This window comes from Nocardioides fonticola (assembly GCF_039536805.1).
Lineage (GTDB): Bacteria > Actinomycetota > Actinomycetes > Propionibacteriales > Nocardioidaceae > Nocardioides > Nocardioides fonticola.
In genome coordinates this window covers 28,173-52,169 of the sequence record NZ_BAAAZH010000026.1, presented here as the reverse complement: position 1 = coordinate 52,169, position 23,997 = coordinate 28,173, and the positions used below count along the sequence as shown (strand labels likewise).

Genomic DNA, 23,997 nt, shown 5'->3' with positions numbered 1-23,997 from the left:
TCTGCCCTCACCCCAGGGCTGCGGCCACGACCTCCCGCGCCTCGGCCTGCACCCGGGCGAGGTGCTCGGGTCCGGCGAAGCTCTCGGCGTAGATCTTGTAGACGTCCTCGGTGCCCGAGGGGCGGGCGGCGAACCAGGCCGAGGCGGTCACGACCTTGAGGCCGCCGATGGGCGCGCCGTTGCCCGGGGCGGCGACGAGCCGGTCGAGGATCGGCTCGCCGGCCAGCTCGGTGGCCCGGACGTCGTCCGGCGACAGGGCGGCGAGCTTGGCCTTCTGGGCGCGGTCGGCGGGGGCGTCGATGCGCGCGTAGGCGGGGTCGCCGTAGCGCTCGACCAGTGCGGCGTAGCGCTGGGACGGCGTCTCGCCCGTGCGGGCCAGGATCTCCGAGGCCAGCAGGGCCAGGATCAGGCCGTCCTTGTCGGTGGTCCACACGCGGCCGTCGCGGCGCAGGAACGAGGCACCGGCCGACTCCTCGCCACCGAAGCCGAACGAGCCGTCGATGAGGCCGGGCACGAACCACTTGAAGCCGACCGGCACCTCGACCAGGTCGGCGCCCAGGCCGCCGGCGACCTTGTCGATCATCGAGGAGGAGACGAGCGTCTTGCCGATCCGCGCTCCGGCGGGCCAGTCGGGGCGGGCGCCGCCGAAGAGGTGCTCGATGGCCACGGCCAGGAAGTGGTTGGGGTTCATCAGCCCGTCGGGGGTGACGATGCCGTGCCGGTCGGCGTCGGCGTCGTTGCCGGTGGCGAGGTCGAAGGCGGCGTCGGCGCCGTCCATGCGCGCCACGAGCGAGGCCATCGCCGAGGGGGAGGAGCAGTCCATGCGGATCTTCTCGTCCCAGTCCAGGGTCATGAACCGCCAGGTGGGGTCGACGAGCGGGTTGACCACGGTGAGGTCGAGGCGGTGCCGTTCGGCGATCGCGCCCCAGTAGTCGACCGAGGCGCCGCCGAGCGGGTCGGCGCCGATGCGCACCCCGGCGGCGCGCACGGCGTCGAGGTCGACCACCGCGGGCAGGTCGTCGACGTAGGTGCCGAGGAAGTCGTAGGCCTCGGCGGCTGCCCGCGCGCGGCCGAAGGGGATGCGCTTGACCTCGGCCAGTCCGCCGCGGATCAGCTCGTTGGCGCGGGCCGCGATGACCTTCGTGGCGTCGGTGTCGGCGGGGCCGCCGTGGGGCGGGTTGTACTTGAAGCCGCCGTCGCGCGGCGGGTTGTGGGACGGCGTCACGACGATGCCGTCGGCGAGGCCGGGGCCGGTGGTGCGGCCGGCGTTGGCACGCAGGATCGCGTGGGAGACCGAGGGGGTGGGGGTGTAGCGGTCGGCGGCGTCGACGAGCACGGTGACGTCGTTGGCGGCCAGCACCTCCAGGGCGCTGGCCCAGGCGGGCTCGGAGAGGCCGTGGGTGTCGCGTCCGATGAACAGCGGACCGTCGAAGCCCTGGCTGCGCCGGTAGTCGCAGATCGCCTGCGTGGTGGCCAGGATGTGGGTCTCGTTGAACGCGCCGTCGAGGGCGGAGCCGCGGTGGCCGCTGGTGCCGAAGGCGACCTGCTGGTCGACGTCGTCCGGGTCGGGCACCGTCGTGTAGTACGCCGTGACGAGGTGGGCGATGTCGACGAGGTCGGCGGGCTCGGCGGGCTGGCCGGCGCGGGAGCTGGTCATGGCGGACATCATGCTCTCCCGGGCGGGTGCGCGGGGGATACTCCTGCGGTGAGCAACGTGACCTGCACCGTGCGCGACGGCGTCGCCCATGTCCGGCTCGACCGGCCCGAGAAGCTCAACGCGTTGACGTTGGACATCCTCGACGATCTCGTCACCACCGCCCGCATGCTGCGCCGCGACCGCACGCTGCGCGCCGTCATCGTCGCCGGCGAGGGCGACGCCTTCTGCGCGGGGCTCGACTTCGCCACCGTGCTGCGCGAGCCGCGGCGCATCCTCACCAGCTTCATCCCGCGCCCGTGGGCCGGCACCAACACCTTCCAGGAGGCGTGCTGGGCGTGGCGTCGCCTGCCGGTGCCGGTGATCGCCGCCGTGCACGGGCACTGCCTGGGCGGCGGTCTGCAGCTCGCGCTCGCCGCCGACTTCCGCATCGCCACCCCCGACTCCACGTGGTCGGTGCTCGAGGGCAAGTGGGGGATCATCCCCGACATGTCGGGGGTGCGCAGCCTCTCCGAGCTCGTCGGCATCGATGTCGCCAAGCGGCTGACGATGACCGCCGAGCACCTCTCGGGCAAGGAGGCGCTCGACCTGGGCCTGGTCACCGAGCTGGACGCCGACCCGGTGGCCGCGGCCGAGCGGTTGGCCGCCGCCCTCGCGCTGCGTTCGCCCGACCAGCTCGCCGCCGCCAAGCGGCTCTTCGACGACACCTGGTTCGCGGGCTCGCGCCGCACCTTCGCCCGGGAGCGCATCGAGCAGGCCCGTCTGCTGGTCGCCCGCAACACGAAGATCGCCCGCGAGGCGGCCTTCGCCAAGGCGGTGCCGCAGTTCGGCCCGCGCGGCCGCTGAAGCGCGTCCTCGGGGTCGCCGGGCTGCTGCTCCTGTGGTGGCTGGCCGGCCCGTTCGTCGTCCTCGTCGCGGCGGTCGCACCGCTCGTCGTCCCGTGGTCGCGGCGTCGGTGGACCGGGTGGTGGGCCACCGGCTGGTCGTCGTGGCCCTGGCACCTCTCCCTCCGCGGCCGGCGGATCGCTGTCGCCGCGGCGCCGGCGCTGCTCCTCGCTCTGGTCGCGACCGTCCTCGTCGTCCCCGACGGGCGGCTCGGCATCCCGCCGGGTGCGGGGCGCTGGGTCACGCCGTCCTACACCGGGCGGCCGGTGGAACCCGCGCCCGTGCCGGGCGGCACGCCGGGGGAGGCGCCGGTCGGTGACACCACCCGCGTCAGCACCGGATGGTCCGGTCTCGACGCGTGCCGTCGCACGCTGCTGGACGCCGAGGGCCGGATCGCCGCCGTCTGCACGAGTCCGCGCGGCACCCGCCTCCAGCTCATCGACCCAGGTTCGCTGCACCCTGACGCCGTCCGCGATCTGCCCGACCCCGGCCGGTGCGGCCGCGGCGTGCTCGCGCTGCGGGACGACGGTGTGCTGGTGGCCGGCTCCGCCCGTCGGCTGCTCCTGCTGCGTCCCTCCGGCGACGGGCTCACCACGGTCGACGCCGTCGACCTCGAGCTCGCCGCCGACGACTGCCTCCGCGACGTCGCGACCTCCGGCGCCCGGGTCTGGTTCGTCAGTGCCGACGGCGTCGTCGGCGCCCTCGACGCCGGCCGGGTGCGCACCCGCGCTCTCGGCGAACCGGTCGTCACCGGACTCGCCGTCGACGCGACCGACCTCGTCGTCGCCACCACCCGCGCGGTGCACCGACTCGGCCCCGATCTGCGCCCGCGGTGGCGCGCCCCGTACGACGTCGGCAGCCGCACCAAGGTCGGCCAGCCCGGGCCCGGCACCGGCACGCGTCCGGTCGTCCTGCCCGGCGGGCTCGTCGCGGTCACCGACAACGCCGACCCCCGCGAGCAGCTCGTCGTGCTCGATCGTTCGGGCGAGGAGCTCTGCCGCACCGAGCTGTTCGACGACGGCAGCGCCACCGGTGTCGATCTCGTCGCCGTCGGCTCCTCGGTCGTCGTCCTCGACACCGCCGGGTGGTCGCGCTGGCGCACCGCTCTGGGCCGCGCCCCCTCCGGCGCGGTCGCCCGCGTGCTCGTCGAACCCGGCCCCGACGGCGTCCGCTGCCGCGTCGCCTGGACGGCGTCCGCCTCGCCCGCTCCCGTCGTCCCCGTGGTCGCCGCACGCACCGGGCTCGTCTACGTGGTCACCAAGCGGCGTTCGTGGTGGGGCGTCCAGGCCTGGTACCTCACCGCCCTCGACGTCCGCTCCGGGCGTCCGGCGTTCGCGGTGCGCCTCGGGCTCGGGGAGGCCCTCCGTCCGGTCGCCGACCGGCTGCTGCTCGCCGACGGCGATCTCCACCTCGCCGTGCGCCTCGGGCAGGTGCAGGTGGGTGACCGACCGCCCGGCCGCGCTCGATAGCAGCACGACGGGCCCGAACCCGGGTGGGGTTCAGGCTGTCGTGGTGAGCTGCGTGGTGCCGGTGGGTGTGCGGAGGTACTGCTGGCCGTGGGGGCTGGTCCAGCGGTAGCTGCCGGGTGGGCCGCTGGTGTCGTTCGGATCGACGGGTGTGTAGGTCCAGCCGTGGTGGGTCTTGATGCGGTGGTGATGTCTGCAGAGCGCGGCGAGATTCTCTGTACTGGTGGTTCCGCCTTCGTCCCACGGGACGATGTGGTCGATGTCGGCGCTGCGTGCCGGCCTGGTGCAGTGGGGGAAGACGCAGGTGACGTCTCGGAGGATCACCTGTTCGCGGAGCCGGGTGGGGATCTCGTAGGACTCGCTCGACCGGTGTTCGGCGAGGTCGAGGACGGGTCGGACGTGGAGTTGGGTGTCAGCGTCAGCGCACCAACTGCGCAGGGTGTCGAGGTCGAGGACGGTGCGGGTGTTCTCCACACGAGCGGCCGTACCGAAGGGGTTCTGGCCGGGTGCGTGGCTGATGTGGACGTAGAGCTGGAGGGTCCGCTTGGACCGCGCCGGCGGCCCCACCTCGCCAGCCGCGTCGAAGGTCAGGGGTGTTTCGCGTCGGGCGAGTTCGCCGAGGGCCATGGCGCGTCGGGCGTCGAGGGATTCGGTGCAGCCGAGGTCCTTGAGTTGGGCGGCGATGGCGGCGAGGGCGTCCTCGAGGTCGAGGGCGTCGGCGAGGTCGAGGGCGCCTTCGATGTCGACCCTGCCGTGGAAGTCGACGTGCCGGGAGTAGATGGTCACGTGCCGCTTGTCGTCAGCCGCTTCGCGCCTCGCACGCAGGACCTCGGGGTCGACTTCTGCTTCAGCTGCTCTCACTGTCTGCTCGATCCCGCGTCCACCGATGGAGTGCGCGAACGACGCCAACCGCTGGTCGACCAACGCGACGGCTTCGGGTGAGAGGAGGCGGGTGGCTTGGGCGATCTTGCGGGCCCGCCACACCGGCACCTGACCAGCCTCCACCCGTCGCCAGCACCGGGGAAGGCGAGCAGCGAGTTCGAGGGCGTCGCCGATGTAGTAGTGCCCGGCGTCGGTGGACAGGCCGATGGCGGCAGCGAACTCGTCGATGCAGAACTCCGCGACCAGGGGTGCTCCTTGGCCGGCGATGGCGAGTTCGCGTTCGGTGCCGGGAACACACGCACTGTCCCATTCGTCAGCCGCGGGGTGGGCGAGTGCCCAGCGTGCGGCGGCGATGAAGACCTCGCGACCGTGGGCCTCCTCGGCGGCACGCGCGTCGCGTGCGTGGACCAGGAGGGACCGCGGGTCACGCGGGTCCAGTTCTTCCTGGTGGGGGGTGGAGGCCATGCCTCAGTCTACTCGAACATGTGTTCGAAGACAAGGGTTCTGGGCGACTGAATGTCGCGGGTTTCGGCTGCTGTGCGGCTTGCTGGGCTTCGAGACCCTCGCCTGGGGGCTCGGGCACCTCAGCCACCGGCCGGGAGCCGTAGATCGTCCCTACTGCGAGCGGTCGTCTTGCTGGGTCTCGCGGCTCGGCGCCGGGGCGCCTCGCACCTCGACCACCGGAAGCGATCGGTGGTCGAGGTGCGAGCGCATGCGAGCCGCGAGACCCCCGCACCCGAGAGTCAGCGGCAACCGCCCACCTGCGTAGCTGGCGCCTTTCAACCCAATGCCGACGGCGACCCGAACGCCGAGCGCAACCGCCCGCCCACGTAGCCAGCGCCTTTCAACCCGGAGCGAACGGCGACCCGAACACCGAGAGCCACCCGGCACCGCCATAGCCAGCGTCTTTCACCCGAAGCGAACGCCGTAGCCGGGAGCCGACACCGAGCGACGACGGCGTCCCCGCCGTCAGCGTCCACCTCGCCGGGTCTCGCGGCTCGGCGCCGGGGCGCCTCGCACCTCGACCACCGGAGCGGCTCGACGCCAGAGCACCCCGCACCTCGACCACCGCAGCACCCCGGCGCCAGGGCCCCCCGGGGAAGCGCCCCTACCGCTCCCCCCGCAACCTCGCCCACACCCCCCGCCGCGGCTCTGCCTCATGGCCGGCGCAACGATCGGCCTTCGGGACGCCCGCCATCACCTGGGCGACATGCTGGCCGCAGCCCGACCAGGTGGTCTTGCCGCAGCGGCGGCATCGGACGGCTCGACACATGGGTGACTCCTTCGTAGGTCGATCGATCAGCCGTGGGAGAAGTGGATCTCGGGCAGCACGCGGCGCAGCCAGCCGGGCACGGCCCAGGCGGCGGTGCCGGTGAGGCGCAGGAGCACCGGCAGCAGCACGAGCCGCACGAGGAAGGCGTCGAGCAGGACGGCGGTGCCGAGCACGATGCCCATCTCCTTGGGCGGCAGCGGGCCGGCGAGGGAGAAGGTGAAGAACACGGCCACCATGACGGCGCCGGCGGCGAAGATGACGCGGCCGGAGTGGGCGACGGCGCCCACCATGGCCTCCTTCGGGTCGCCCGAGCGCTCGTAGTGCTCCTTGGCCGAGGCGAGCAGGAACACCGTGTAGTCCATCGCGATCGCGAAGATCATCGCGAAGAAGAACACCGGGGCCCAGGCGTCGAGGAAGCCCTGGTGCTCGAAACCCATGAGGCCGGTGCCCCAGCCCTCCTGGAAGACGAGCCGGGCGACGCCGAAGGCGGCGGCGGTCGAGAGCAGGCTGACCAGGGTGCCGAGCAGGGCGATGAGCGGTGCCTGCAGGGCGATGAGCAGGAGCAGGAACCCCAGGGCGAGGACGACGCCGATGACCAGCGGCGTCGAGGCGTCCAGCTGGGTCTTCAGGTCGAGGTTCTCCACCGCGGCGCCGCCCACCTGGGCGCCGGACGGCAGGTCGGCGCGGAGGCGGTCGACGGTCGCGGCGAGCCCAGGGTCGGAGGGGTCGACGGTGGGCACGGCCTGGATCAGCACGAGTCCGGAGTCGTCGGCGGCCGGCATCGCGGGCATGACGCCGGCGATCCCCGGGTCGGCGGCCAGGGCGGACGCCGTCGCGTCGGCCTCGGCGGCCGGCGCGATCACCTGGAGCGTGCCGGGGGCGCCGTCCCCGAAGGCGGCCTGGACGACGTCGTACCCGACGCGGGCGGAGGCGTCCTCGGGCAGCACCTTGATCGAGGGCATCGCGGTGCGCAGGCCGAGCACCGGGGCGGCGAGCGCGACCAGCACGACCAGGGCCGCGGCACCGAAGAGCACCGGACGACGCCAGAGCAGCTCGCCCCAGGCCTCGAAGCGGGGCGAGCGGTGCTCGCCGGTGTGCACCCAGGGCAGGGCGAGCTTGTTGATCCGGTCGTCGAGACGGTGGAGCACCAGCGGCAGCAGGGTGAGCGTCGCGGCGAGCACGAAGACGACGGCGAGCATGATGCCGGCGGCCATCGAGCGGAACGCGGGGCTCGGCACGAGCATCACGGCGGAGAGCGAGACCAGCACGGTCAGCCCGGACAGCAGCACGGCCTTACCGGCGGTGTCCATCGTCTCGGCCACGGCGTGCGCCCGGTCCTCGTGCGCACCCATCCGGGCGGCGCGGTACCGGACGACGAGGAAGAGCGCGTAGTCGATGCCCAGGGCGAGCGCGAACATCATCGCGAAGTTCATCGCCCAGATGGAGACCGGCACGACCTGGTTGATGAGCACGAGCGAGCCGGCGGAGGCGACGAGGCCGGCGAGGGTCAGCAGCAGCGGCAGTCCCGCGGCGACGAGCGCGCCGAAGGCGAGCACGAGGATCGCCAGCGTGACGGGCCAGGAGATCATCTCCGAGCGGAGCATGGCCGACAGGTTCGCCTCGTTGAAGTCCGACCAGAGCATCGACGATCCGGTCGGGTTCACCGTCACCGAGCCGGCCGAGAGGTCCTCGAGCTCGCCCTTGAGGTCGGTGGCCGCGCGCACCATCTCGTTGGTGTCGGCACCCGCGCCCGCGAGGATCACCGCGGTCGAGCCGTCGGCGCTGATCGACATGCCCGGCTGGGGTGCGACGATCTCGCCGATGCGGTCGTCGCGGCCGAGGATGGCGGTCGCCTCGGCGATCACGCGGGCCCCGGTGCCGGTGGTCACGTCGCCGGCGGAGTCGTGGACGACGACCTGGATCGCCGACCCGCCGGTGCCGCCGAAGTGCTGCACGGCGAGCTCGCGGACGCCGACCGACTCCGAACCGTTCGCCTGCCATCCGGCGCCGGACAGCTCCGCCTCGACCCGTGGCGCGAAGACGCCGAGCCCGACGACGAGCAGCGCCCAGATGATCGCGACCATGCGGCCGTGACGCGTGACGCCGATACCGATCCGGCCGAGCAGGCCGTACTCGGTCAGTGGCGGCAGGTCGGAGGGGGCACCGGCCGATCGGTCGGACGGGGAATGGATGGTGGTCATGACGACGCTCCTGATGGATGGAGATACGTGCTGCGGTGACGGCTACCTGCCGTCCCCGCGGGAAGGTTCTAACCCCCCCTGGGGTTTGGACATTAACCCCCCCGGGGGTTATGGTCAATTCATCGAGGCGCACCCGCGCCGCCACCACGAGGAGGGCCGTCATGGCCGCCGACGCCACCGCCACCGTCACGCTCACCGCTGCCAACTTCGAGCAGACCGTCACCGATAACGAGGTCGTCCTGGTCGACTTCTGGGCCGCCTGGTGCGGTCCGTGCCGCCAGTTCGCCCCCGTCTTCGAGCGGGCTGCCGAACTGCACGGGGACGTCGTCTTCGGCAAGGTCGACACCGAGGTCGAGCGCGAGCTCGCCGGCGCCGCGCAGATCACCTCGATCCCGACGCTGATGGCCTTCAAGAAGGGCCATCTCGTCTTCGCCCAGCCCGGCGCCCTGCCGCCGGCCGGACTCGAGCAGGTCATCGCGGCCGTGCGCGAGCTCGACGTCGACGCCGCCCTCGCCGAGCACGAGGCGCGCGAGGGCGGACCCGCCCCCGAGAAGGAGTAGTCAGATGACCCAGGCCGCCACCGGCGCACCCCGCCGCCGCCATCTCATGGACCCGAACAACCTCCAGCGCGACGAGTCGAACAGCGCGAGCATCTCGCGGGTGCAGACCTGGGTGATGTCGACGCTCGCCGTCACGAGCATCCTCCACATGAGCGGCGGCCTGCTGGTCGCGGCCTGGTTCATCGACCCGGCCTTCCAGGCCTCACGAGTCGGCCTCGCGGTGATCGCCGGCGCCTTCGGCGTCCTTGCCGTCGTCGCCGGACTGGCCATCCACCGCCGTCCGGTGGTCTCGCCGTGGCTGCTCCTCGGGGTGCTGCCGACCGTCATCGGCCTGCTGGTCCTGAGCTGAGGCGGATCACCGTGACCATCGATCGCGCCGTCCTCGCCCTCGCCGGGACCCTCGTCCTCATCAGCATCCTGCTCGCCGTCCTGACGTCTGCGTGGTGGCTGCTCCTCACCGGCTTCGTCGGACTCAACCTGCTCCAATCGAGCGTCACCGGGTTCTGCCCGGCCGCACTGATCCTCGCCCGGATCGGCGTCCCCGCGGGGTGCGCCTTCCCGAGTGGGCGGTGAGCCTCAGCCCACCGGCAACCCCGCCAGCCCGGCCACCAGGCCGAGCCCGGCGCACAGCCCGAGCACCCGCAGCGGCGACCACTCCCGGCGCAGCAGGAGCCACGCCGCCACCACGGTGAGTGCCACCGCGACCCAGCGCACCGACGACGGGTCGGGCACCTCGAGGCCGAAGGGTCCGCTGCTGCGGCGCTCGACGTCGGCGAACAGCGTGTGGGTGGCGAAGTACAGGCCGAGGTGGGCGATGACGCCGACGACCGCGGCGGTCACGCCGCCGAGCGCGGCGGCGAGCGACCGGTTGCCGCGCAGCCGCTCCATCCACGGGGCACCGAGGAAGACGAGCACGAAGCACGGCACGAAGGTCACCCACGTCGTGAGCAGCGCCCCCAGTACCGCGGCGACCCACGGGTCCAGCGACCCCGGATCGCGGTAGGCGCCGACGAAGGCCACGAACTGCACGACCATGATGAGCGGGCCCGGCGTCGACTCGGCCAGCGCCAGCCCGCGCACCATCTCGCCGGGCGCCAACCAGCCGTAGACCTCGACGGCGCGTTGGGCGACGAACGCGAGCACGGCGTAGGCGCCGCCGAAGGTCACCAGCGCGGTGCCGGAGAAGAAGAGGCCCTGCTCGGCGAACACGCTCGAGCGCCCGGTGAGGGCGATGACCAGGCCGAGCGGCACCGCCCAGGCGAGGAGCCCGACCCCGAGCACCCGCAGCGTGCGCCCGCGGGAGGGACGGTCGTGGTGGAGCGCGTCGTCGGGGATCAGCGGCGTGCGCGCGTCGTCCGGCTCGACGGTCGTCGGAGCTGCCGGACGTCGTCGTCCGACGGCCCAGCCGATACCGGCCGCCACGCCGATGACGAGGGGGAAGGGGACCGTGGTCACCGTCAGGACGCCGAAGGCGGCGACGGCCAGCCCGATCGCCGTGCGATCGCCGAGGCTGCGCCGACCGATGCGCACCACGGCCTGGGCGACGATCGCCACGACCGCCGGAGCGAGACCGCCGAGCAGCGAGACGACGGCGGTCGTCTCGCCGTACCCGACGTAGAGGGCGGAGAGCGCGAGCAGCGCCGCGACACCCGGCAGGACGAACAGGACGCCGGCGATGAGGCCGCCGCGGATCCCGTTGAGCAGCCAGCCGGTGTAGATGGCCAACTGCTGCGCCTCCGGGCCGGGCAGGAGCGTGCAGAAGGAGAGGGCGTGCAGGAACCGGCGCTGGCCGATCCAACCCCGTTCCTCGACGAGTTCGCGCTGCATGACCGCGATCTGCCCGGCCGGTCCGCCGAAGGTCTGCAGGGAGATGCGGAACCACGCCCGGGTCGCCTCACGCAGCGGGACGGCGTCGCGAGAGCTTGGCTCGCGCGGGTCGGGGTCGCGGGGCACGGGGCCACTATCCCTGCTCCGCGCCGGAAGACCGCTCCCACCCCGCCGGGCGATGGGATCCGCAGGGGGTTCCTGTCCGCCACGCGGCCGGTCCGGTCCACGTGACGAGCCTCATAGCGCCGCCCCGGGCTGCGGTCGTCGGCCCGGCCGACAGGAGGATCTCCGGACCGAACGTCCCGGGACGAACGAACCTCCCGGTGGCGCCTCGTGGCCCGCCGCAGCACCCACGGCGCGCCGCCCGGCCGTCCCGCCCGGGAGGTCGACGGCACCCGGGGGTGTAGACCAGTGCCCGATCGGGCATGTGACAGGCCTGGCACCCGGAGCCCTAGGATGCCGACCGAGAACATCGGTGCCCCGACTCCCTCCCCCACAGTCTCGGGATCGCAGCCGGGTCACGATGCTTTCCCAACCCCCCTGGTGGCTGTTCGTGGGGACATCCACCACACGAGAGGAATGTTCATGAAGAAGACGGGCATGAAGGTTGCCGCGACCGGCCTCGCCGCCGGCCTGCTGGTGGCCGCTGCCGGCCCCGGCTACGCGGCGACGATCGTCGCGCAGTCCAGCGCCACCGCGCTGACCCTGTCGATCGCGGGCTCCGGGTTCGACACCGGCACCTACGCGGCCACCGACGACGGCACGGGCGAGAAGGTCACCGGCGAGTCCAACCCGCCGGTCGACGTCCTCAACAACCAGAACCTCGTCGACGTCGGCGTGCTGGCCCAGGAGGCCTCCACCAAGATCGTCGGCAAGGACGGCACCTCCAAGGCGTGCTCCGGTGTCGCCGGCCAGGGCGGTGCGGTCGGCCAGATCGGCGAGTCGGGCTGCCTGACCCCGGGCAACTCCTTCGGCGTCAACTTCGCCAACCTCGACCTCTCCGACGTCGTCACCATCGACCCGGCGTCCGCGCTCGGCCCGCTGGCCCAGCTGAACCCCGTCGTCCAGGCCCTGCTCGGCCCGCTGACCTCCGCGCTGTCCAGCGCTCTGGGCGGCACCCCGATCGGCGACCTCAGCATCGGCGGCACCTTCGGCGCCATCCAGGCCGTCTGCTCGGCCACCCCGGGTGCGGCCACCGGCGCCGCGAACATCACCGACGCCACGCTCGGCGCGACGATCGCCGGCCAGAGCGTCAACCTGGTCACCCTCCCGACCCGCCCGGCGCCCAACACCGAGGTCGTCACCGACCTCGACAAGGTGCTCGACGTCGTCCTCGACGGTGTCAAGACCGACGTCACCGAGTCGCTCAACGGCGTGCTCTCGCCGCTCGGCACCCTCACCGACGCCATCAAGACCCAGATCGTCGACACCGTCGTCGCCCAGGTCGCCGACCAGCTCGCGCCGCTGGAGGACAACATCCTCCGGGTCACGCTGAACAAGCAGTCCAGCTCGGGCAAGGGTCAGATCACCGTCACCGCGCTGCACGCCGAGGTCCTCCCGGCCGCCGCGCAGGTCGCCGGCAGCCCGCTCGTCGAGGGCGACATCGCCACCGTCAACTGCGGTCCGAACGCCCGCGTCACCGGCGGCAACCCGACCCCGGGTCCGAACCCGACGCCCGGTCCGAACCCGAACCCGAACCCGGGTCCGAACGGTCCTGACGTCCCGACCGTGATCGACGCCGGCGGCACCGCCTCGGCGCCGTGGGGCGCGGGCCTGCTCGCGCTCGGCGCGATCACCGCGGGCACCGCGGCCGGCCTGGTCACCCAGCGCCGGATGGCCACCGCTCGCCGGTGACCGATCCCGACACCACGCCGTCCGGCCCGGATCACTCCGGGCCGGACGGCGCGTCCGTCTCCGAGGGCCTCCCGGCCGATCCCGGCCCCGTGGGCGACGACGCTGACGCCGTCGCCGACGGCGAGGAGGAGGCCCTGCCGGTCTCCTTCGTGCGACGTCACCTGCCCTGGCTCGTCGGCGCCGGCACCGCCCTCGCGGTGGTCCTCGTGGCGCTCATCGTCTCCCTGCTCACCGGGGGTGAGGATGCGCCCGCTCCCGCAAGCCCGGAGAGCTCCACCGTCGCCTCCTCGGAGCAGCCGCGCAGCCTCGCCGTGCCCTCGATCGGGCTGAAGGCGGCCGTGGTCCCCATCGCGATCGACCCCGCCGGCGTTCTGACGCCGCCGGCCAGCCCGCTGGTCGGATGGTGGATGCGCAGCGCCGTCCCCGGTCAGGCCACCGGCCAGATGCTCATCACCGGACACACCATCCACGACGGCTACGGGATCATGAACCGCCTCGGCGAGGTGAAGCCCGGCGACCTCGTGAGCGTCACCAACGACGAGGGCACCACGCGCTACGAGACCGACAAGGTCGAGGTGCTCTCCAAGCAGGAGCTCGCCGACAACGCCCAGGAGCTGTTCGGCCAGGACCACGGCGACGGCCGCCTGGTGCTCGTCACCTGCGACGACTTCGTCGACGGGGAGTACCTCTCGAACATCGTGCTGTTCGCCCACCCGGTCGACGACGAGGAGGACTCCCCCTCCGACGCCACGGCCGCCGGGGCCCGCTGACCCGTGGCGGCACGCGAGGACATCCGCTTCGCCAGCGGCGACGCCGACTGCGCGGGCTGGTTCTACCCGCCCGTCGGCGACGACCGCGCCCTGACCGTGGTGATGGCCCACGGGCTGTCGGGGGTCAAGGAGATGCGCCTGGACGCCTACGCCGAGCGCTTCGCCGACGCCGGATACGCCGTCGTGGTCTTCGACTACCGCGGCTTCGGCGCCAGCGGAGGCGGGCCGCGGCAGGTGCTCGACATCGGTCGCCAGCACGACGACTGGCTCGCCGCCGTCACCTACGCGCGCACCCGCACCCCGGGGTCCCGGCTGGTGCTGTGGGGCAGCTCCCTCTCCGGCGGCCACGTTCTCGCCCTGGCCGGTCGCGCCGGCGCCGACGCCGTCGTCGCCCAGGTGCCCCACGTGAGCGGGCCCGCCTCGGTGGCCGCGCTGCCGGTGCGCCAGGCGCTGCGCCTCAGCGCCCACGGCACCCTCGACCTCGCGCGCGCCGCGCTCGGGCGCACCCCGCACTACGTGCCGGCGTACGGGCGGCCCGGTGAGCTGGCGCTCATGACGGCTCCCGAGGCGATGCAGATGGCCGGGCTGGCGCCGGCCGGCCTGGAGGTCGACGACCGCGTGGCCGCCCGCTTCGCCGTCCGCATCGGCACCTACTCACCCGGACGGCGGCTGCGCGGCGTCCGGGTGCCGGTGCTGGTGCAGGTGGCCGAACACGACGAGACCACGCCGCCCGGTCCGGCCCTGAAGCTCGGTCGTCTGGGCCGCCACGTGCAGGTGCGCACCTACGACTGCGGGCACTTCGAGCCCTACGTCGAGCCCGCCTTCTCCGGGGTGGTCGCCGACCAGCTGGAGTTCCTGCGCGGCCTCAGCCGATGACGCTCACCAGATGACGCCGCGATCGACCACCAGGTTGGCCCCGGTGATCGAGGACGCCGCGTCGGAGGCGAGGAAGAGCACGGCCTGCGCGACGTCCGAGGGCGGCATGAAGCCGGGGATCACGCTCTGGCTCTTGGCGATGAGGTTCCAGTCGACGTCGGAGGGCAGGCTGTGCGCCGCGCCCTCGACCATGGGGGTGTCGATGCCGCCGGGGGAGACGCAGTTGACCCGGATGCCGCGCCCGGCGAGTTCGACCGCCAGCGCCCGCATGCCGAGCAGCAGCGCGGCCTTGCTGGCGCAGTAGGCGGCGTTGTACGGCTGCCCCATCAGCGCCGAGATGGAGGCGATCGAGACGACGTTGCCCCGTGCCTGCGCCAGCGCCTCGACGAAGCCCTGGGTGAGCAGCAGCGGGCCGACGGCGTTGATGTCGAGATGGCGGCGCAGCTCGGCGCCGGTGAGCTCGCCGACGCGGGTGAAGCGCTGGACGCCGGCGACGTTGCACAGCACGTCGAGTCCGCCGAGCCGCTCCAGCGCGGTGCCGACGAACCGCTCGATCTGCTGCTCGTCGGAGAGGTCGGCGATCTCGATGTCCTCACCGGGCACGACGTCGGTGGCCACGACCTGCGCGCCCTCGGCGCGCAGCAGCTCGACCAGGGAGCGGCCGACGCCGCCGGCGGCGCCGGTGACCACCACCCGTCGTCCGGCGAAGCGGTGGGCGGAGGCGAGGCGGGCGTCGGTCACGGGGACTCCTGGCTGCTGGTCGGGGGGAGGGGGCTGGACGCCGGCGCGAGGCCGAGCGCGGGGACGAGGGTGCGGTGCAGGAACGCACGCAGGCGCTCGGGGGTCTCGGTCTGCGCGGAGCGGTAGCCGAGCACGGAGAGCAGGAAGCGCAGCAGCACCTCGGCGATCTCGTCGATGCGCTCGAGGTCGGCGGAGGCCAGCCGCGGTCGCAGGAAGCCGCGCGTGATGCCCATCGCCTGGGCCGAGATGGTGCCGGCGTCGACCGTGCCCGGGTGCAGCGTCATCGCGATCACCTGGCGCAGGGCGACGTCGCCGCGGGCGGCCTCGTGGAAGCCGACGGTGATCTCGACGACGGCCTCGGCGAGATCGGCGATCCCCTCGGTCTCGCGGGCGATGCGGTCGACCACCTGGAGCGCGGCGTAGGAGACGGTCTCGTGCAGGAGGGCGTCGCGGTCGGGGAAGTAGGCGTAGACGGTCTGCCGGGCGATGCCGGCGGCGCGGGAGACGTCGGTGAAGGTGAGCCGCGTGGTGCCGGTGGCGCGCATGCAGGCCAACGCCCCCTCGAGGAGGCGGATGCGGGTGGAGTCGGCGGACTCCCGCAGGGACGCGGTCACGAGGCCGCACCCTAGACCAGACCGGCATGTGAGGCGACACATGGGGTGACATGTGTCATGTGCGCCGTCTTGCACAGCAGACCGATGCCGCCCTAGGGTCCCACGTGACCTACCGTCGGTCCTATCTGCCTGCCCGCCCCGCGGTGCAGCACCCCGCACCTGAGGAGCCCGTTCGTGACGCATGCCGACTATCGGCTGAGCCAGCTGGATCAGTTGGAGGCGGAGTCGATCCACATCTTCCGTGAGGTCGCCGCCGAGTTCGAGAAGCCCGTCCTGATGTTCTCCGGCGGTAAGGACTCGATCGTCATGCTGCGGCTGGCGGAGAAGGCGTTCTACCCCGCGAAGATCCCCTTCCCGGTGCTCCAGGTCGACACCGGCCTGGACTTCCCCGAGGTCACCACCACCCGCGACAACTGGGTCAACCGCCTGGGTGTGAAGCTGATCGTGGCCAGCATCGACGACGCGATCGCCGACGGCGTCGTGATCGACGACGGCAAGACCAGCCGCAACCGCCTCCAGATCGGCACCCTGCTCAACGCGATCGAGGAGAACGGCTTCACCGCTGCCTTCGGCGGCGGCCGCCGCGACGAGGAGAAGGCCCGCGCCAAGGAGCGCGTCTACTCCCACCGCGACGAGTTCGGGCAGTGGGACCCCAAGAACCAGCGCCCCGAGCTGTGGTCGCTCTACAACGGCCGCCTGCACGCCGGCGAGCACATGCGGATCTTCCCGATCAGCAACTGGACCGAGCTCGACATCTGGGACTACATCGGTCGTGAGGGCATCGAGATCCCCTCGATCTACTTCTCCCACCAGCGTCGCGTCTTCGAGCGCGACGGCATGCTGATGTCCGAGACGCCGCTCAATCCGACCCGCGACGGCGAGGTCGTCACCGAGCGCACCGTCCGGTTCCGCACCTGCGGCGACATCACGCTCACCGGCTGCGTGGAGTCCACGGCCTCGACCATCGAGGAGATCATCGACGAGGTCGCCGCGGCGCGGGTCACCGAGCGCGGCGCCACCCGTGGCGACGACCGGTTCTCCGAGGCCGCCATGGAGGACCGCAAGAAGGAGGGCTACTTCTGATGGCCGAGACCACCCCCGGCACCAAGCCCCAGATGGACCTCCTGCGGTTCGCGACCGCCGGTTCGGTCGACGACGGCAAGTCCACCCTCATCGGCCGGCTGCTCTACGACAGCAAGTCGATCTTCGCCGACCAGCTCGAGGCGGTCGAGCGCACGAGCGAGGCCAAGGGCCACGGCTACGTCGACCTCTCGCTGCTCACCGACGGTCTGCGCTCCGAGCGCGAGCAGGGCATCACCATCGATGTGGCCTACCGCTACTTCGCGACGCCCAACCGCAAGTTCATCATCGCCGACACCCCCGGGCACGTGCAGTACACCCGGAACATGGTCACCGGCGCCTCGACCGCCGACCTCGGCCTCGTGCTCGTCGACGCCCGCAACGGCCTGACCGAGCAGTCGCGCCGCCACGCCGTCCTGCTCTCGCTGCTGCGCGTGCCGCACCTCGTGCTGTGCATCAACAAGATGGACCTCGTCGACTACGACCAGGCCACCTACGAGCGCATCCACGCCGAGTTCACGCAGTTCGCCACGAAGCTCAACATCCCCGACCTCGAGGTCATCCCGATCTCGGCGCTCCAGGGCGACAACGTGGTCGACCGCTCCGAGCACATGCCGTGGTACTCCGGCCCCACGCTCATGCACCACCTCGAGCACGTGCACGTGGCCTCCGACCGCGACCTGGTCGACGTCCGCTTCCCGGTGCAGTACGTCGTCCGGCCGAAGTCCGACGAGCACCACGACTACCGCGGGTACGCGGGTCAGGTCGCCGGCGGCGTCCTCAAGCCGGGCGACGAGGTCGTCGTCCTGCCCTCGGGCATGACCTCGACCATCGCCGGCATCGACCTCTTCGACCGCGAGGTCGCCGAGGCGTTCCCGCCGATGTCGGTGACCGTGCGTCTGACCGACGACGTCGACGTCTCCCGCGGCGACATGATCGCCCGGGTCAAGAACGCGCCGACGCCGACCCAGGACATCGACGCGATGGTCTGCTGGATGACCACCACGCCGCTCAAGCCGCGGCAGAAGCTGGCCATCAAGCACACCACCCGCACCGCCCGGGCGCTCGTCAAGGACATCCAGTACCGCCTCGACGTCAACTCGCTGCACCGCGACAACGAGGCCGGCGAGCTGGGCCTGAACGAGATCGGCCGCATCCAGCTGCGCACCACGGTGCCGCTGCTGTGCGACCCGTACTCCAAGAACCGCACCACCGGCTCGTTCATCCTCATCGACGAGGCCACCGGCGTCACCGTCGGCGCCGGCATGATCAACGGCTGACCCGACACGCTCAGCTGACCGCGGCCCGGACATCGCCCGATGTCCGGGCCGCGGTGCGTCCGGGGCCGTTGACGCGGGGCGCTAGAACACGTTCTACTCAGCCCTCGTGATGCCCCCTCGCCACGACCGACCGCTGCGCGTGCTGCAGTGGACCACCGGCAACATCGGCAGCCGCTCGCTGCACGCGATCCTCGCCCGCGCCGACCTCGAGCTCGCCGGCGTCTACGCCCACGGCGCCGACAAGGTCGGCCGCGACGCCGCCGAGCTGTGCGGGTGGCCCGAGCCGACCGGCGTCCTGGCCACCGACGACGTCGAGGCGTTGCTGGCCACCGGCGCCGACGCCTGCTGCTACAACCCGCTGTGGCCCGATCTCGACCACCTGTGCCGCCTGCTCGCAGCGGGCGTCGACGTGGTCACCACCGCCGCCTGGATCACCGGCGGCAAGCAGTCACCCGACGACCGCGCGCGGATCGAGGAGGCCTGCCGCGTCGGCCGGTCGACGATCTACGGCAGCGGCGCGCACCCCGGCATCACCAACCTCGTCGGGCTCGTGCTCTCCGGTGCCTGCGAGCGCGTCGACGAGATCCGGATCACCGAGTCGGTCGACTGCTCGACCTACGAGTCCGGCGCCACGATGAGCCACATGGGCTTCGGCCGCGACCTCGGGACGCCGGGGCTGGAGGAGTTCGTGCGCACCGAGAGCGAGGTGTTCGCCGAGTCGGCGGCCATGATGGCCGACGCCCTCGACGTCACCCTCGACCGGCTGACCTTCGACGTCACCTTCACCCCCGCCCACGGCGACTCCGACCTCGGCTTCATGACCATCCCGGCCGGCACGATCGCGGGCGTCTTCGGCTACCACCGCGGCTGGGTCGGCGACCGCAATGTCGTCTCGGTCGGCTTCAACTGGACGATGGGCCAGCACGTGACGCCGCCGAAGCCGCTGGCGCACGGGCACGTCGTCCAGGTGTTCGGCCGGCCCAACATGCGCACGGTGCTGCACTGCCTGCCGCCGCACGACTGGGACGAGGAGGGCTGGATGGGCCCCGGCATGATCTACACCGCGATGCCGGCCACCAACGCCGTCCCCTACGTCGTCGCGGCCCCGCCGGGCATCGTGACGCTCAAGGACCTGCCGGTGGTCACCGGCCGGACCCGCTGAGCCGGATCCCTCGGCGGCGCATCCGGCGGGGCTCAGTCCTCAACCCGCATCGGCCGGTCGATCCGCACGACCTCGGGCGGGAGCCCCCACTCGTTGCGCCCCAGGCGCGAGAGCGGCGCGATCGCCTCGATCGTCGGCAGGTCGTCGGGGCCGAGCGCGTCGGGGTCGATCGCGATCGCCCGCACCAGCCCGAACACCACCGTGCAGTCGCCCTCGAAGGCGGTGGTCGAGTGCAGGCTGCACTCGATCGCGACCGGCGAGGCGGCCACCCGCGGCGGCGCGACGGTGGCGCTCGGCTCCATCGCGATGCCCAGCCGCGTCGCCTCGTCGACGTCGGGAGGGTAGGGCGCACTGGAGTCGTTGACGGCGTCGAGCAGCGCGCGCGGGGTCACCGAGACCGTGAACTCCCCGGTGGCGAGGATGTTGCGCAGCGAGTCCTTCGTGCCGACCGAGGTGAAGGAGACGACCGCAGGGGAGACCGCGGCCACGGTGAAGAACGAGTGCGGGGCCAGGTTGCCGACGCCGTCGGCATCGAGCGTCGAGACCCAGGCGATCGGCCGCGGCACGATCGAGGCGGTCAGCAGGGGGTAGAGGTTGCGGCCGGAATCGGCCCTGATCACCTGACGTTCGCGCGGCACCCCGCCAGCCTAGGCGGCGGGGGTCAGCCCTTCGGGGTGAGCCCGAAGGCGGCGAGCACCGAGCGCGCCGTCCGCGCCTGGCGCAGCGGGCGGACGCCGGCCACCTCGGCCAGCGACCGGGAGAGGCCGTAGTGGTTCAGGCGGGCGCGCACGACCCGGTCGGACCTCTCCAGTGACGGGTGGGCGACGACGGTGAGCACCCGGTTGCCGTGATGGTCGTCGTCCTCGTCGGCCGTGATGACCAGCGCGAGGTCGCCGCTGGTGAAGTCCGGCCCGGCGAGCACCGGTCGCAGCTGCCGCTTCAGCCAGGCGTCGGCGGTGCCCAGTCGGCAGTCGTGGGCGTCGTGGCACAGGTCGGGGATGAGCATGCCGACGGTCGGCAGGTCGCCGGCGGCGACGTCGTCGGCCAGCTGCGCGACCGGGACGTCGTCGGCGGCGCACAGGTCGCGCTCGTCGACGAAGTAGGCCCACGGGTTGTGCTTGACCGCGTAGGGGTAGCTCGGCTCCAGGGCGCACGCCTGCGGCATCGCGTCGGCGTAGAGCCGCGCGGTGCCGCCGGCCGCGACGGCACGGCCGAAGACGCTCGCGCCGGAGAGCCGGTGCGCTGCCGGGGAGGCGTCGTTGCGGACGCCGAAGGTGCTGCCGCCCGCGATGGCCAGGTAGTTCGGCAGCGAGGGATGGACGACGCCGTGGTAGTCGGCCGCGTAGGCGTAGCGCTCCGCGAGCCGGGCCAGCCACGGCATCCCGGCCCGCATCTGGCCGAGCGAGTGGTTCTCGACCATCACCACCAGCACCTTGCCGACCGTGGTGTCGGGGGTGTCGGGGGCGTCGGGGGAACTCGCCGTCGCCTGGGGCGCGGTGACCGACGCCGTGAGCTCTCCGGCGGCGTCCGGTCGCTGGCCTGCGCACCCGGCGGCGGCCGTCAGGAGCACGACGCCGAGGAGGGCGAGGATCTGCCACCGCCGACGACGACCGGCCGTCTGCGGGCGCGACGCGTGCGGGCGTACGGATGCATCGGTTCCCCTCACCCGACCAGCATCTCAGGCCCGGTCGACCTGCGGGCCGGGTCGGGCCGGATCGGGCCGGATCGGGCCGAGGGGGAGCCGGCTCAGAGGGTGAGCAGGCGGGTCAGCCAGGGGCCGAGGTCGCCGCTCAGCGCGCGCAGCCCGGCCTCGTCGGCACCGGCCTCCAGGGCGCGGGCGGCGTGGTAGCGCACGGCGATGGCCGCGGACTCGTAGGCGACGAGCGGCACCGCCTCCGATCCGGGCCAGCGGGCGTCGCGGCGCTCCTTCATGGCCTGGGCCATGGTGTCGACGGCGTGACGGCGTCGGGCCCGGGCCTCGCCGCCCGCGCATTCCATCTCGACGAGGTAGGCGCGTGCCGTGACGATGTCGGCGGCGAGGGTGTCGAAGAAGGCGTCGACGACCAGCCCGATCTGCTCGGGCCACTCCTCGGCGAAGGTGACGGTCGCGAGGAACCGCTGCCCGAGGACGGAGACGAACCGCTCGTAGGCGGCGAAGAGGCAGTCGTCCTTGTCGGTGAAGCAGCGGTAGAACGCGGACGTCGAGAGGTGGGCCTCGCGGGCGATCTCGCGGATGCCGATCTCGCGTAGCGGCATGACCGCCAGCAGCTCGGTGACCGCGATCATCGCGCGCTCGCGCTGGGCCCGGACCACCTGCTCGCGGGCCAGCCCGTGCGGGCCGTGGGGCAGCTCGGGCGGAGCGGTGAAGAAGACACCGTCCCGGATGCGCTGCAGCTGCCGGGAGCGGCGAGGCGCGGGGTCCCGTTCCGGTCGCCCGAGGGCGTCGGTCGGAGGGGCGGGCGGCGAGATCAGCACGGTTGTCTCCTGGGGGGGAACTGCGCGTGGGGAGGGCGGTTCGTCGTCCCAACGAGATCCACCGCCCGGTGTTACGCGCCCCTCCGTGTGAACTTCACCCTTTCAGGTGAACGAGGCTCCGTGAGTCACCTGAGGTGATCGGCCTGAGGTGATCGGCCTCAGGTGATCGCTACCGTGAACGCCCGCTGCGTGGTCGCGCCGGCCGCGTCGGTGGCCTTCAGGGTGAAGGTGAAGGTCCCGCGGCTGACCGGACGACCCGAGAGCGTGACCTGGCCCGGCGCGGAGACGGTGAGCGAGAGGCCCGGCGGCAGGGTGCCCGAGTAGGAGTAGCGGTAGGGCTGGGTGCCGCCGGCGACCAGGATGGTCGCGGCGTAGGAGACGGCGTACCGACCGGCGGCGATCGCGGTGGTCGGGATGCTCAGCGTCGAGGTCGGCGCTGCCGCCACCACCAGGGTGAGGGCCGAGGACGTCGCGGTCTGCCCGGCGGCGTCGGTCACCTTCACCACGACGCTGCTCGTGCCGGCCGCGCTCGGCGTGCCGGTGATCTGACCGGTCGTCGCGCCGATCGCGAGACCGGCCGGCAGACCGGTGGCGCTGTAGGTGTAGGGGCTCGCGCCGCCCTTCGGGGTGACCGGCGTGGCGGTGTAGGCCTGGCCGACGGTCCCACCCGGCAGGGCCGTGGTGGTCAGCGTGACCGGGGTGGACGGCGTCACGCCGGTGCTGCCGGTGGTCAGAGCGATCTGGTAGTTCCCGAGGGAGGAGTAGTCGCTGTAGGAGCCGGCGCTGGACGGCGATCCCTGACCGACGCCGTCGACATAGGCCAGGTACGTCGCGCCCGCCGACGGTGCGGTGAAGGTGTAGGTGGCGCCCAGGCCGGTCGCGACCGAGGGGCTGCTCGCCGCGGCGGTCGGGTTGACGGTGGCCAGCGTCGTGCCGGCGGCGTCGGTGATGCGCAGGCTGGCGTCGAGGTTGGCGTAGTCGGCCGGGGTCACCGTGACCGTGGTCGTCCCGGCGGCGGTGAAGCGCCAGGCGTCGACGTCGGTGCGGGTGCTGATCACGCCGTTGGAGGCGTCCTGCGGCCACAGCATGCCCGCCGTGGCGGCGGTGTCGCCGACGTCGTCGGTGCGCAGGGGAGCGCCCGTCGCGATGACCGCCAGGTCGTCCTGGGTCTGGTTGGCCCCCGGGTACTCGCCCTTCGACCACTGCGTGATCGGCTGGTAGTACCCGGCGCCCATGATCGGCGCCCACGGCGTCGCGCCGCTGTAGTAGCCCGAGGTCGCGGTGCCGTCGTGGTAGAGGCCGAAGAGGTGACCGGCCTCGTGGCTGGCGGCCTCGGCGATGTTCTTGCCGCTCGTGCCCACGCCGCCGGTGAACACCCACGCCGGCTGGTAGTAGTCGTGGTCGGTGCCGCTGAGGTTGAAGACCCCGACGTAGGCGATGCCGCCGCAGCCGCACGAGGTGTAGATCGGGTTGTTGCCCGGGGCGATCACGACGCGAGCCCCGTAGACGGTGTCGGACGCCGAGCTGCGCTGGAGGGCGGCGGCGCCGGGGTCGGCGGTGGTGACGTTGACGTCGAAGGGTGCGTAGTCCTCCGAGACGATCTGCCACACCCGCTGGATCTCGGTGAGGTCGACGGTGGAGAAGGTGGTGGTGTCGGCGTCGACGGAGTACGGCGCGACGGCGATCGGTGCGCCGCCGGTGTAGGAGGCGTTCCACGCGGTCGAGGCGACGCTGCCGCCGCGGAAGTCCAGGTAGATCGTGCGGGCCGCGCCCGGCCGCGAGTTCAGCGTGAAGGTGTTGGCGAGCGGCTGGAGGGCGGTCGCGGCGACGCGGCCCGACCACCCCGAGGACGCCTGCGCCACGATCGCGCTGCCGCGCGCCCCGTGACCGCGCTTGCCCTTGCCCTGCCCCTTGGCCTGCCCCTTGGCCTGGCCCTTGCCCCGGTGCCCGCTGGTGTCGCGTGCGATCGCCCGCTCGGAGCGCGCGATCGCCCGGGCGCTCAGGGTCGGCTCGGCGTAGAGCGGTCGGCCGCAGCCGTCCAGCCAGAGGGTGTGGTCCTCCGCCAGACCTGCGAGGCCCTCCTGACCCTGCGACGTGCGGCGGGCCGCGGTCGCGAACAGCGCGGGGTCGCTGCTCTCGACGGCCGAGGCCGCGCGCGGCCGGGCGCCGGACTGCGCGCATCCGCTGCCCGCGGCCACGGCGGGCGCATCGGATCGCCCGACGTCCAGGGCGGTCGAGGCGCTCGGGGCGGCCAGGACGGCGCCGACGACCGCGGCGACCAGCGTCAGCGGGACGGACAGGGAACGAGGGGTACGGCGCACGGCGTCGCCTCTTTCATGCAGGGGGGTCTGCTCGTGCGGGGGGCACGAGCAGCGGGGGTTTCCCCTGCTATCGGCG

21 protein-coding genes are annotated in these 23,997 nt (G+C 72.8%); 11 read left to right on the top strand and 10 right to left on the bottom strand.

Translation table 11 applies throughout. The features are described from left to right. Positions 1-7: 7 nt before the first annotated feature. Positions 8-1,657 (bottom strand): phosphoglucomutase (alpha-D-glucose-1,6-bisphosphate-dependent), encoded by a 1,650-nt coding sequence (gene pgm, locus ABD671_RS16830; RefSeq protein ID WP_344734596.1) that lies wholly within the window; start codon positions 1,655-1,657, stop codon positions 8-10. A gap of 48 nt (positions 1,658-1,705) precedes the next feature. Here pgm and ABD671_RS16825 point away from each other — a divergent pair, with 48 nt between their 5' ends. Beyond that, a complete protein-coding gene (locus ABD671_RS16825; protein WP_344734595.1) occupies positions 1,706-2,500 on the top strand; it encodes a crotonase/enoyl-CoA hydratase family protein in 795 nt (264 codons plus the stop codon). 305 nt (positions 2,501-2,805) lie between these two features. Then, the gene (locus ABD671_RS16820) at positions 2,806-4,008 is read left to right on the top strand and encodes a hypothetical protein (RefSeq protein WP_344734594.1); all 1,203 of its coding nucleotides are present in this window, start codon (positions 2,806-2,808) and stop codon (positions 4,006-4,008) included. A gap of 30 nt (positions 4,009-4,038) precedes the next feature. Here ABD671_RS16820 and ABD671_RS16815 read toward each other — a convergent pair whose 3' ends face one another. After that, a complete protein-coding gene (locus ABD671_RS16815) occupies positions 4,039-5,352 on the bottom strand; it encodes an HNH endonuclease signature motif containing protein (protein WP_344734593.1) in 1,314 nt (437 codons plus the stop codon). A gap of 834 nt (positions 5,353-6,186) precedes the next feature. Continuing rightward, entirely contained in the window at positions 6,187-8,361 is a 2,175-nt protein-coding gene (locus tag ABD671_RS16810; RefSeq protein ID WP_344734592.1) for an MMPL family transporter, read from the bottom strand. Between the two features lie 161 nt (positions 8,362-8,522). Here ABD671_RS16810 and trxA point away from each other — a divergent pair, with 161 nt between their 5' ends. The 3 genes from trxA to ABD671_RS16795 are packed head-to-tail and all read left to right on the top strand — an operon-like array spanning position 8,523 to position 9,494. Further along, entirely contained in the window at positions 8,523-8,921 is a 399-nt protein-coding gene (trxA, locus tag ABD671_RS16805; RefSeq protein ID WP_344734591.1) for a thioredoxin, read from the top strand. 4 nt (positions 8,922-8,925) lie between these two features. Then, entirely contained in the window at positions 8,926-9,270 is a 345-nt protein-coding gene (locus ABD671_RS16800) for a hypothetical protein (protein WP_344734590.1), read from the top strand. An 11-nt stretch (positions 9,271-9,281) separates the two neighbouring features. Then, a complete protein-coding gene (locus ABD671_RS16795) occupies positions 9,282-9,494 on the top strand; it encodes a YgaP family membrane protein (protein WP_344734589.1) in 213 nt (70 codons plus the stop codon). 3 nt (positions 9,495-9,497) lie between these two features. Here ABD671_RS16795 and chrA read toward each other — a convergent pair whose 3' ends face one another. Further along, a complete protein-coding gene (gene chrA, locus ABD671_RS16790) occupies positions 9,498-10,874 on the bottom strand; it encodes a chromate efflux transporter (protein ID WP_344734588.1) in 1,377 nt (458 codons plus the stop codon). A gap of 459 nt (positions 10,875-11,333) precedes the next feature. Between chrA and ABD671_RS16785 the strand changes: the two genes are divergently transcribed. The 3 genes from ABD671_RS16785 to ABD671_RS16775 are packed head-to-tail and all read left to right on the top strand — an operon-like array spanning position 11,334 to position 14,248. Beyond that, complete coding sequence (locus ABD671_RS16785; protein WP_344734587.1) at positions 11,334-12,602, top strand: hypothetical protein; 1,269 nt, start codon at positions 11,334-11,336, stop codon at positions 12,600-12,602. Then, positions 12,599-13,372 (top strand): class F sortase, encoded by a 774-nt coding sequence (locus tag ABD671_RS16780; RefSeq protein WP_344734586.1) that lies wholly within the window; start codon positions 12,599-12,601, stop codon positions 13,370-13,372. The genes ABD671_RS16785 and ABD671_RS16780 overlap by 4 nt, the downstream gene beginning before the upstream one ends. A gap of 3 nt (positions 13,373-13,375) precedes the next feature. Further along, on the top strand, positions 13,376-14,248 hold the full coding sequence (locus ABD671_RS16775) for an alpha/beta hydrolase (protein WP_344734585.1): 873 nt from the start codon (positions 13,376-13,378) through the stop codon (positions 14,246-14,248). A gap of 3 nt (positions 14,249-14,251) precedes the next feature. Here the strand turns inward: ABD671_RS16775 and ABD671_RS16770 are convergent, their stop codons facing one another. Then, positions 14,252-14,989 carry an SDR family NAD(P)-dependent oxidoreductase gene (locus ABD671_RS16770; RefSeq protein WP_344734584.1) on the bottom strand — a complete coding sequence of 246 codons (738 nt, stop codon included), beginning with the start codon at positions 14,987-14,989 and terminating at the stop codon, positions 14,252-14,254. Further along, positions 14,986-15,603: a TetR/AcrR family transcriptional regulator gene (locus ABD671_RS16765; protein WP_344734583.1), complete on the bottom strand. Its 618-nt coding sequence runs from the start codon at positions 15,601-15,603 to the stop codon at positions 14,986-14,988. Before ABD671_RS16765 ends, ABD671_RS16770 begins: the two co-directional genes overlap by 4 nt. A 174-nt stretch (positions 15,604-15,777) precedes the next feature. Here ABD671_RS16765 and cysD point away from each other — a divergent pair, with 174 nt between their 5' ends. The 3 genes from cysD to ABD671_RS16750 all read left to right on the top strand — a co-directional run bounded on the left by cysD (position 15,778) and on the right by ABD671_RS16750 (position 19,125). Next, positions 15,778-16,686 (top strand): sulfate adenylyltransferase subunit CysD, encoded by a 909-nt coding sequence (gene cysD, locus ABD671_RS16760; protein ID WP_344734582.1) that lies wholly within the window; start codon positions 15,778-15,780, stop codon positions 16,684-16,686. Then, positions 16,686-17,963: a sulfate adenylyltransferase subunit 1 gene (locus ABD671_RS16755; protein WP_344734581.1), complete on the top strand. Its 1,278-nt coding sequence runs from the start codon at positions 16,686-16,688 to the stop codon at positions 17,961-17,963. The genes cysD and ABD671_RS16755 overlap by 1 nt, the downstream gene beginning before the upstream one ends. A gap of 109 nt (positions 17,964-18,072) precedes the next feature. Then, on the top strand, positions 18,073-19,125 hold the full coding sequence (locus ABD671_RS16750; RefSeq protein WP_344734630.1) for an NAD(P)H-dependent amine dehydrogenase family protein: 1,053 nt from the start codon (positions 18,073-18,075) through the stop codon (positions 19,123-19,125). A 32-nt stretch (positions 19,126-19,157) separates the two neighbouring features. On the opposite strand, the gene ABD671_RS16745 is transcribed toward ABD671_RS16750, so the two are convergent. The 4 genes from ABD671_RS16745 to ABD671_RS16730 all read right to left on the bottom strand — a co-directional run bounded on the left by ABD671_RS16745 (position 19,158) and on the right by ABD671_RS16730 (position 23,921). After that, positions 19,158-19,763, bottom strand: coding sequence for a flavin reductase family protein (locus tag ABD671_RS16745; RefSeq protein ID WP_344734580.1), 606 nt, complete (start codon positions 19,761-19,763; stop codon positions 19,158-19,160). Between the two features lie 23 nt (positions 19,764-19,786). After that, entirely contained in the window at positions 19,787-20,791 is a 1,005-nt protein-coding gene (locus ABD671_RS16740) for an alkaline phosphatase family protein (protein ID WP_344734579.1), read from the bottom strand. Positions 20,792-20,871: 80 nt separating this feature from the next. Then, a complete protein-coding gene (locus tag ABD671_RS16735) occupies positions 20,872-21,600 on the bottom strand; it encodes a TetR/AcrR family transcriptional regulator (protein WP_344734578.1) in 729 nt (242 codons plus the stop codon). A gap of 158 nt (positions 21,601-21,758) precedes the next feature. Continuing rightward, the gene (locus ABD671_RS16730; RefSeq protein ID WP_344734577.1) at positions 21,759-23,921 is read right to left on the bottom strand and encodes a putative Ig domain-containing protein; all 2,163 of its coding nucleotides are present in this window, start codon (positions 23,919-23,921) and stop codon (positions 21,759-21,761) included. Between the last annotated feature and the right edge of the window lie 76 nt (positions 23,922-23,997).

Excerpts from the sequence above, each read along its gene's own strand:
- pgm (WP_344734596.1), bottom strand. The coding sequence starts at position 1,657 with ATGACCAGCTCCCGCGCCGGCCAGCCCGCCGAGCCCGCCGACCTCGTC.
- ABD671_RS16815 (WP_344734593.1), bottom strand. The coding sequence starts at position 5,352 with ATGGCCTCCACCCCCCACCAGGAAGAACTGGACCCGCGTGACCCGCGG.
- ABD671_RS16810 (WP_344734592.1), bottom strand. The coding sequence starts at position 8,361 with ATGACCACCATCCATTCCCCGTCCGACCGATCGGCCGGTGCCCCCTCC.
- trxA (WP_344734591.1), top strand. The coding sequence starts at position 8,523 with ATGGCCGCCGACGCCACCGCCACCGTCACGCTCACCGCTGCCAACTTC.
- ABD671_RS16800 (WP_344734590.1), top strand. The coding sequence starts at position 8,926 with ATGACCCAGGCCGCCACCGGCGCACCCCGCCGCCGCCATCTCATGGAC.
- ABD671_RS16785 (WP_344734587.1), top strand. The coding sequence starts at position 11,334 with ATGAAGAAGACGGGCATGAAGGTTGCCGCGACCGGCCTCGCCGCCGGC.
- ABD671_RS16755 (WP_344734581.1), top strand. The coding sequence starts at position 16,686 with ATGGCCGAGACCACCCCCGGCACCAAGCCCCAGATGGACCTCCTGCGG.
- ABD671_RS16750 (WP_344734630.1), top strand. The coding sequence starts at position 18,073 with ATGCCCCCTCGCCACGACCGACCGCTGCGCGTGCTGCAGTGGACCACC.